Here is a 9,407-nt window from a genome sequence, read left to right as displayed (position 1 = left end):
ACTTTTATAAAGGCTCTACTATACAAGACTTATAATCACAACATTACCTATACTAATGAAAATTAATTTTATTCGATAAAAAATCTAATTTTAAATTAAAACTTTCTTTCTTACTTTATAATTAAAACCCAATAATAATAAGAAATCTATGAATACTCTTAGACTCCATATCACAGCTGCACCTACAAGTCCGAATTCTTGAGTACTAAAAAAAATTAATATTAAATAAGGAAAAATCTCAATTGCATGAATTATCGCGGTATATTTTGAAAACCCTTTCGACTGTAAAATGGTATAAGGTATTTGAGCTAGAGAATTAAAATAATAACCTACAAATAAAATCTTTAGTATTATAGAGGATTTAACTCCGTATTCTACCCCCATCCATATAGTCATTATACTTTCTGAGAATATTATTCCAATTATGGCTATTGGTAAGCAAATTAAAGATATTATTGCATATGATATTTTTTCTAGTGATCGCTGTTCTTCAATTGTTTTAGCATTACTAATTTTAGGAAATAAAGCCATTGTAAGAGCAATAGGAACATTAATCAATCTATTTACACCTTCTGCGGGCGCCGTATAATATGCAACTTTTTGAGAGCCTAATAAATTAGAAACTAGAAACTTATCAAAATATACCATCAGAGGACTAATGATATTGCTCACTGTTATCCAGCTACCAAATTTTACAAGCCTTTGGAAAACTAAATGGTTAAACCTAAAGCTACCTTTATAAATAATATCTTTGCATAAAATAAATGATAATGATACTGAAATTACTCTTCCAGCTATTAAACCATAAGTTGCATATAATATAGACTTATCAAAAAAACAAAATATTACAGGTAAAAGCATTATTGAAGAGTTGCTTATAACCTTTTGAAAATTTACGGTGGAAAATTTTTCTATTCCTTGTAAGTAACCCATCCATATGAGATCTAATAAATAACAAGGTAGTATAAAAGATAGAACCTTAAACGATTCAGTTACAACATCTTTATATCCATCAGATACTCTTAAAAAATCGGTCAACGAAGCTGATGAATAGAAAAGTATACAACTTGCAATTATTCCCATAATTAAAATTACAATACTTGCTGTACCAACAATTTTAGATTTCTCATTTTTGTCAAATCTGAAAATTGATATCTCTCTCGTAACCGCTCTTGATAATCCTGCATCAAATATACTTGCATATCCTACAAGAGCAAATGTTAGAGTAAAAATCCCAAATTCTTCAACACTCAACCATCGAGCTAATATTCCGAACGATGGGATTGCAATCATAGTAGGAATTGCAAACCCGACAATATTGTAAAAGCTATTTTTAATTAGGCTCATTTTTAGACTCTAAATTATATTTTTGAAAGCTTTTCCGATATTATCTTTTTCTGACACACTTATGTTAATCCCAGAAGTCGGCCAATCAATAGCTAAATCGATATCGTTCCATATAATACTTCGCTCACATTCTTTAGCATAGTAATTAGTCGTTTTATATAAAAAGTGCGTATTGTCTTCTAACGTTAAGAACCCATGCGCGAACCCTTCTGGTATCCACAGTTGTTTATGGTTTTTAGCTGACAGCTCAACACCAACCCACTTACCAAAGGTTGGGGATTCTTTACGTATATCTACAGCGACATCAAAAACAGATCCACGAGTCACACGTACAAGCTTTCCTTGCTCATGAGGCGCTATTTGGTAGTGTAACCCTCGCAATACACCTTTATTTGAGCAAGAATGGTTATCTTGCACGAATGCATTAGGAATTGATAAGCCAAGTTTAGTGAGTTCACTATGAAAGCGTTGTTCACTGAAGCTTTCCATAAACCATCCACGCTCGTCAGAGAAGATACTAGGTTCAATAATAATTACATCAGGAATATCTGTCTGAGTTAGTTTCATTTCTCTACCTCATTTAGCAATTTATAAAGATACTGACCATAACCTGTCTTTTTAAACTTATCGGCTTGGTTATTTAAAGTTTCGTCAGTTATCCAGCTATTATTCCATGCAATCTCTTCTAAACAGGCTACTTTTAGGCCTTGACGATGCTCAATTGTATGTACAAAATGTCCGGCTTCTAATAAAGACTCATGTGTGCCCGTATCTAGCCAAGCAAAACCTCGGCCTAATAATTCAACATGTAACTGCTCATCATCTAGATATTTTTGATTGATATCGGTGATCTCTAACTCACCTCGCGAAGATGGTTTTAAGGATTTCGCAATCTCAATCACTTTATTATCATAAAAGTATAAGCCAGTTACCGCATAATTTGACTTAGGTCGCTCTGGCTTTTCCTCGATACTAAGCGCTTTGCCATTAGCATCAAAATCGACTACTCCAAAACGCTCTGGATCAGAAACATGGTAACCAAAGACAGTAGCGCCTTGCTTCTGTGCTGCAACTGTCTTAAGCTTCTCTGAAAAGCTTTGCCCGTAAAAGATGTTATCACCCAATACTAGACAGCAGCTACTATCACCGATAAACTCCTCACCGATGATGAATGCTTGGGCTAATCCATCAGGACTAGGCTGCTCTGCATATTGCAAGTTAATACCAAATTGGCTGCCATCGCCAAGCATCTTTATAAAGTTAGGCAAATCTTCAGGGGTAGAAATTAGCAATATATCTTGAATCCCTGCCAACATTAGTACTGATAATGGATAGTAAATCATTGGCTTATCATAGATTGGCAGAAGTTGTTTAGATACACCCATAGTTATAGGATGCAAACGGGTGCCTGAGCCACCAGCCAAAATTATACCTTTACGTTGTGTCATACCTACCTCTTAATTACAATTAATTTCATCAAGCATTCTTATTACACCCTGCTGCCACTTAGGTAAAACTAAATCAAAGCTATCGCGAAACTTTGCAGTACTAAGCATTGAGTTATATGGCCGTTTTGCAGGTGTTGGATACTCTAAAGTGCCGATAGGCTTTATTTCAGTTACTAGGAGTTCCATACCTATATTTCGAGCGTGCTCAATAACAAGGTTGGCATACTCATACCATGTAGTTTGACCACTTGCAGCCAAATGATATAAACCTGCAAGCTCTGGGTTACGAATAGCTTTAAGTAAGGCATGAGCTGTACAATCTGCTAACAGAGCAGCGCTGGTTGGTGCACCAACCTGATCATTGATGACCGATAATGTCTGCCGCTCATTTGCTAAGTTAAGCATGGTTTTAGCAAAGTTTTTACCTCTACTACCAAAAACCCAACTGGTGCGGAATATTAAATATTTGCAACCGCTGTTTTCGATAGCTTGCTCACCTGCTAACTTGCTTCTGCCATACTCACTCAAGGGATTAGATTCATCTTTTTCCTCCCAAGCATTATTGCCAGAACCATCAAATACATAATCTGTTGAATAATGCACTAACCAAGCTCCTACCTTTAGCGCTTCTTCGGCTAATACTCTTGGTGCTTGTGCATTCACTATATTTGTATTAACTTTATCATTTTCAGCCTTATCAACAGCAGTATAAGCTGCAGCATTAACTATAATGTTTGGCTTCACAATAGATATGGTTCTGCACAGACCTTTCAAATCAGTAAGATCACCACATAGCCCATCTTTACCAGCACGATCGAGAGCTATTAACTCTCCTAAAGGAGCAAGAGAGCGTTGTAGCTCCCAGCCTACTTGTCCGTTCTTACCTAATAACAAAATTTTCATTATTTTATGCCCAGTCTTTCACGTTGATAGCTCCCATCTTGAACGCGACTGCACCACTCCATATTATTCAAATACCATTCGACCGTTTTTCTAATACCACTATCAAACGTCTCTGTCGGTGTCCAATTTAATTCATTAGCAATTTTGCTGGCATCAATAGCATAGCGCAAGTCATGTCCTGGGCGGTCTTTTACAAACGTAATTAATGACTCATATTGAGTACCATCAGTGCGGGGTTTCAGCTCATCTAAGATATGGCAAATAGTTTTGACTACTTCGATATTTTGCTTTTCGTTATGACCACCAATATTATAAGTTTCACCCACTTTTCCTTCAGTGACCACCTTGTATAGAGCACGCGCATGATCCTCTACAAACAACCAATCACGTATTTGATTGCCTTTACCATAAATAGGCAAAGCTTTGCCTTCTAGAGCATTAAGTATCACTAGAGGAATAAGCTTTTCAGGAAAATGATAAGGACCGTAATTATTAGAGCAATTACTGACTAATATAGGAAAGCCATAGGTGCGATGCCATGCGCGAACCAAATGATCTGAGCTAGCCTTAGATGCCGAGTAAGGTGAACTTGGCGCATAAGGAGTAGTTTCAGTAAATAAATCAGTCGTGCCCTTTAGATCTCCATAAACCTCATCGGTAGAAATATGATGAAACTTAAACTGTTGCTTATTCAGGTCATCAAGCGTTTGCCAGTATTGACGTGCCACCTCTAATAAATGATAAGTACCTAAGATATTAGTATTAATAAATTCAGCAGGCCCATCAATAGAGCGATCCACATGTGACTCAGCTGCTAAGTGCATAATAAGGTTTGGCTGAAAATCCTTAAAGGCTCGTTTTAATATTTCTGCATTACAAATATCAATCTTTTTAAACTGATATCTAGCGTCTTTATCAATATCATTTAAAGATTCTAGGTTACCAGCGTAAGTCAATTTATCGACATTTAAAACCTTATTATTGGTATTATTTATAATATGACGAATAACAGCAGAGCCAATAAAACCTGCACCGCCAGTAACTAAAATATTCATAGAAAACCTTATCTGTTAATCTTTTTATGATTTGTATCACAATATTATTGTATACACGTAGAATTATTTTAATGAACCGCTACAAACTGCTTAAATTACTGCTTTAAACAAACAGCATTATATTTTTCTGCTAGCTCAGACAATACAATCTCAAGCCCTCTTAAAGGGAAACTATGCTCTATTACTTGCATAATCGATGGATGATGAGTTTTTTTAACATTATATTCACCAATTATTGACTCTTCATAGAACCTTTCAACTGGATGTAATCCAGTAAATATAATCTCGATACTGCCATTCGGGTTCTGAGCATCTTTGGTCTTACAAACACTAAGATAAATCATACGGCGGATAAGCTAAATTCAAATCAATGACTAGCTTGCACATATCACATATTTAGAGTATTAAATGGGCTACCAATATCGAGAACATTTCTGTTTACCACTTACATACAATAGAACCTACTAAAACGTATTTATTTTAAAGCAGCTGCATGAAGAATATAATCGACACCACGGGTGGCACTAAGCAAACTGTAGTAGTCCCTCACATCACCGATGTAAAACCTGATCTTAGAATTTGCGTAGGCTATACGCATGTCTTCCTGTTTTTTCGTCACGACTAAAGATACGTATTTCTGCGATATCATTATATAAAAAGCGTTTTAGAACAGCTCTACCAAATGATCCAGTACCGCCGGTAATTAGCAGAATTATATTTTTAAACATTAAATTACAGTTATACAAGTGATTTATTTTTGACTTTGTTTTGCGTAAACAAAACAAAGTATACAAGCATCGAAACAACTAAAAAATTAACAAAGTAGTAAGGTTGAGATACAGAGGCATTAATCATAGACTGTAAAAACAATGAACTAAGAAGAATAAATATAAACATAGATCGTTGATACCTATAAGCAGTACCCAGATCGTTTGTTTTTACAAATCTTCTAATCAATAATCCCATAGTTATATAAATTGACAGAAAGCCAATAAGACCTATACGATAAATTTGATCCAGAATAAAATTATGAAAACCTGGAATATCTCTCTCACCCCCGCCAAAAAACAAAACTAAAAGATTATTAGTAAAGAAGTCAAAAGCAGAACCTAGAATATCTACTCGACCTGAGTCAAAAGTATTTTCTCTAATAGATTCTAATACTCTTTGTGAAACAGGTGTATTTATATAAAATATGAAAAAGGATATGAACAATGATATAAAAAGCAGGAAATACCAAAGAGTTTTCTTTGCTACATATCTTCTAGATATACCATATACAATCGAAAAAGTTATTATAACCATAAAAGCACTTATGAACTCTACAAGGAACGCACGTCGTCCACTAACTGCAAGTAAATAAAGCAGTATGAATAGAAAATAATAATAAAAATACTTATACTTACTTAGTGCAGGGAGTATATCTTTTCTAGCCACATAAATCATTGCAAGAGTAAGACATAGATATAGACTCATTACTGCAGGATAAGTAATCAAAGATTGATAAATCAGAATACCAAAGATATTAGAATATTCTAAATTAGGATCAACATTCAAAAAATCTACGGATGTGGAAATGACAGATATAAAGTGAATATTAAAAAACAAAAACGCACTTAAAAATGTATTTTTCAACACACCCAAACGATCTTTCATCAATACTGGAAAGCTGAGCAAACTAATAAAAGTCATCGGCAAAATTAACTGCACTAAACGAGGTAAACTGAGGTCAGAAACAAAGACAATATAAAGAGATAAGGGAAGCACTACTAGAGAATAAAAAATTAATAGCTTTGCAGGAGGAAAAACGCTCCTAAATAGATTTGGATTAGCAATAGCAGAAATATAACCAATTATTATAGAAAGAAAAAATGCTATGGCGCCTATTGGCATAGGAATTATCGGGCTATCAGCGATAAAATCATAATCGTCTATCTTAATATATAAAAATCTAAACCTTCCAAAATCGAAGAAAAAAGGAATAGGTATAAATATGTACATTAATTTATATAGAAACAGTAGTATCTTGCTCATACACTAAAACTCTAAAACGCAAAAAAATGAAATAATAGTAATATTATTTACCTATAAACATCTGTAGTCTTTTTCAAAATAAATCTTGATCTTTTCTTACAGATTATAAAAAACCAATTACAGCTCTTCTTAAAATCGGTAAAAGAAAAATAATCAAAATATCTCAACAAAGCCTTTTCAATATTATTATTATGTTTGATACACAACTCTAATGAATACTCTTCAACTATCTTTTCTAAAGCTATACCTTCATAACATAAACAAGGTGTCTGAAATAAAACTGCAATATATAATCCATAAATGGTAAATATAGTGAGTGAAAAGTAATATCGATACATCACGCACTGCTAATATCAATTTTTCTTGCTTGCTGTGCCTGCGCAGACAGAGGCTACAAAAAATTGATATCAGCAATACCGTAGCGTTTTTAGGATATTTTGATTATAGCATGCGGAAATATAGTATAGCAGCATTTTTTGCTATGCCTTTATAGTTGATACTATTAGACTTGGATAATGACATTTACTATTATGCATAATTTTAGTATAGAAAGACTCAACAAAAAGCTTATAAGATAGTTATTATAACTTTAACAAAACACTCTAAGAATCTTTACTAGGCTGATTATAACCTGCTACAAACTGCTTAAATTTCTGCTTCAGCCAAGGAACATTAAATTCTTTTTGTTTTTCATTAAGCTCAAACAATACCGATTCCAGCTCATCTAATGGAAAGCTATGCTCTATCGCTTGCATAATAAGAGGGTGATGAGTCGATTCGACATTATCTTCACCGATGATCAGCTCTTCATAAAGCTTTTCCCCATCCCTAAGCCCAGTAAAGATTACTTCGATATCCCCTTCAGGATGTGCGGCATTTTTAATATCAAAACCACTTAAATGAATCATTCGGTGCGCCAAGTCAACGATCTTGACCGGCTCGCCCATATCAAGGACAAAGACTTCACCACCTGACGCCATTGCACCCGCTTGGATGACTAAGTTTGCCGCCTCTGGAATCGTCATAAAGTAACGAGTCACATCAGGATGGGTGACCGTAATCGGTTTGCCTTGCTCAATCTGTTTGGTAAATAACGGCACTACAGAGCCTGACGAGCCTAGGACATTACCAAAACGCACCATACTGATACAGGTCTGGCTATCTGTCTGGCTTAATGCTTGGCAGACCAGTTCTGCTAAGCGCTTAGATGCACCCATCACATTGGTTGGTCTTACGGCTTTATCGGTCGAGATAAGGACGAAGGTCTCTACATTTGCTGCGATCGCCGCTCGGGCACAATGATAAGTACCTTTGGTATTATTAATAACGCCTTCAAATGGATTGTGCTCAACCATAGGCACATGTTTATAAGCGGCAGCATGATAAACCGTTTGGATATTATAGAGATTCAGTATTCTAAGTAGGTTCAATTCATTAGTGACATTACCGATGACCGCAACGATTTTAATATCTTGATACGCTGGCGTATTAGCTTGTTTTATGGTTAGCTCTTGATGGATGCTATAAAGCGCAAACTCGGACAGCTCATAAAGGACGAGACATTTGGGCTGGTTCTTGATGACTTGACGACATAGTTCGCTACCGATAGATCCACCAGCGCCTGTAACTAACACGCACTTATCTTTAATATTCATCTGCAACAATTTAGCATCAGGCTCGACAGTCTGCCTGTCTAACACATCTAAGATGTCTACTTTGCGCATGCTACTAACGGTTACTTTTTCGTCAGCGATCTCTTCTAAGCTTGGTAGTTCTTTAATTTTGATGGCAATACCAGACAGTTTATCTATAATCTGTCTTTTTTGCGCTCGGCTAATAGAAGGAATAGCCAAAAATACCTGCGCAATCTCTAACTCTTCTACCAAACTTACTAACTCATGCGCAGGATAAATCTTTTTGCCGAGTAAATACGCACCGCTAAGCTGTGGATCATCATCAACATAAGCCACAACATTATATTTATGTGAGTTTCTAAGACCTTCTAATAAGTCTCGACCGGCATCTCCTGCCCCGTAAATGACAACGTTATCATAACCATCTTCATTCTTCATACGACGCTGGTTTTTACCTTGTAGCCGTGTTAAAAGCTCACGGATGGTCAGCCGACTATTCCATAACCAAATAAAGAATAGAAACAAATATAAAATAGGTACGGCACGCGGCACATTCGGAAGCAGTTTAAAATAAAGAATGGTCTGAGCGATGATGATAAGAATAAAAAATAGCTGCAATACGCTACCCATCATCGCATCAAAAAAACCTCTAGCTACGCCATTATAAAACCCAATAGCGTACAAGCATATTACTGGTATCAATGCACTCAGGATTAATACCAATAAGCTGACATGATGGTCGATATATCCATATCTTGCTGCAATGGCGAAGAATAGACAAACGGCTGACATGATAAAGTCAGCCATTATTAAAATACTACGTTTAATGCTTCTAGGTAGGCTGAGTAAAAACTCAGCACTACGCTTCGCAAGACCAGTAGATATTATAGAGCTAGTATTACTTAATTTAGATGAGGAGGTAGGATCTATTGACATAACAAACAACTGTTTTATTCAAACATTAATATTTAAAGCAGTCTACATCT

Annotated in this window: 7 protein-coding genes and 1 pseudogene; all 8 read right to left on the bottom strand. The window is 35.4% G+C overall.

From position 1 onward, the window contains the following. Window positions 1-90: 90 nt before the first annotated feature. The 8 genes and pseudogenes from B2866_RS06390 to B2866_RS06350 all read right to left on the bottom strand — a co-directional run bounded on the left by B2866_RS06390 (window position 91) and on the right by B2866_RS06350 (window position 9,357). Window positions 91-1,347, bottom strand: coding sequence for a flippase (locus B2866_RS06390; RefSeq protein ID WP_296191723.1), 1,257 nt, complete (start codon window positions 1,345-1,347; stop codon window positions 91-93). A 9-nt stretch (window positions 1,348-1,356) separates the two neighbouring features. After that, entirely contained in the window at window positions 1,357-1,914 is a 558-nt protein-coding gene (rfbC, locus tag B2866_RS06385) for a dTDP-4-dehydrorhamnose 3,5-epimerase (protein ID WP_296191720.1), read from the bottom strand. Beyond that, window positions 1,911-2,795, bottom strand: a complete 885-nt coding sequence (rfbA, locus tag B2866_RS06380; protein WP_296191718.1) for a glucose-1-phosphate thymidylyltransferase RfbA — start codon at window positions 2,793-2,795, stop codon at window positions 1,911-1,913. Before rfbA ends, rfbC begins: the two co-directional genes overlap by 4 nt. 9 nt (window positions 2,796-2,804) lie before the next feature. Then, the gene (gene rfbD / locus B2866_RS06375; RefSeq protein ID WP_296191715.1) at window positions 2,805-3,698 is read right to left on the bottom strand and encodes a dTDP-4-dehydrorhamnose reductase; all 894 of its coding nucleotides are present in this window, start codon (window positions 3,696-3,698) and stop codon (window positions 2,805-2,807) included. Next, window positions 3,698-4,753 carry a dTDP-glucose 4,6-dehydratase gene (gene rfbB / locus B2866_RS06370; protein ID WP_296191712.1) on the bottom strand — a complete coding sequence of 352 codons (1,056 nt, stop codon included), beginning with the start codon at window positions 4,751-4,753 and terminating at the stop codon, window positions 3,698-3,700. Before rfbB ends, rfbD begins: the two co-directional genes overlap by 1 nt. A 478-nt stretch (window positions 4,754-5,231) precedes the next feature. Further along, a pseudogene (locus tag B2866_RS06360) lies at window positions 5,232-5,481 on the bottom strand (polysaccharide biosynthesis protein); the annotation flags it as partial. A gap of 10 nt (window positions 5,482-5,491) precedes the next feature. Beyond that, window positions 5,492-6,787: a hypothetical protein gene (locus B2866_RS06355; RefSeq protein ID WP_296191707.1), complete on the bottom strand. Its 1,296-nt coding sequence runs from the start codon at window positions 6,785-6,787 to the stop codon at window positions 5,492-5,494. A gap of 602 nt (window positions 6,788-7,389) precedes the next feature. Beyond that, entirely contained in the window at window positions 7,390-9,357 is a 1,968-nt protein-coding gene (locus tag B2866_RS06350) for a polysaccharide biosynthesis protein (RefSeq protein WP_414706779.1), read from the bottom strand. Window positions 9,358-9,407 lie beyond the last annotated feature (50 nt).

It is taken from the genome of Psychrobacter sp. UBA3483, from assembly GCF_002377905.1.
In the GTDB taxonomy this organism is placed as follows: Bacteria; Pseudomonadota; Gammaproteobacteria; order Pseudomonadales; family Moraxellaceae; genus Psychrobacter.
This window is presented reverse-complemented; position numbering and strand designations above follow the sequence as displayed.

Coding starts and splice junctions, on each gene's coding strand:
- B2866_RS06390 (WP_296191723.1), bottom strand. CDS start 1,347: ATGAGCCTAATTAAAAATAGCTTTTACAATATTGTCGGGTTTGCAATT.
- rfbC (WP_296191720.1), bottom strand. CDS start 1,914: ATGAAACTAACTCAGACAGATATTCCTGATGTAATTATTATTGAACCT.
- rfbA (WP_296191718.1), bottom strand. CDS start 2,795: ATGACACAACGTAAAGGTATAATTTTGGCTGGTGGCTCAGGCACCCGT.
- rfbD (WP_296191715.1), bottom strand. CDS start 3,698: ATGAAAATTTTGTTATTAGGTAAGAACGGACAAGTAGGCTGGGAGCTA.
- rfbB (WP_296191712.1), bottom strand. CDS start 4,753: ATGAATATTTTAGTTACTGGCGGTGCAGGTTTTATTGGCTCTGCTGTT.
- B2866_RS06355 (WP_296191707.1), bottom strand. CDS start 6,787: ATGAGCAAGATACTACTGTTTCTATATAAATTAATGTACATATTTATA.
- B2866_RS06350 (WP_414706779.1), bottom strand. CDS start 9,357: ATGTCAATAGATCCTACCTCCTCATCTAAATTAAGTAATACTAGCTCT.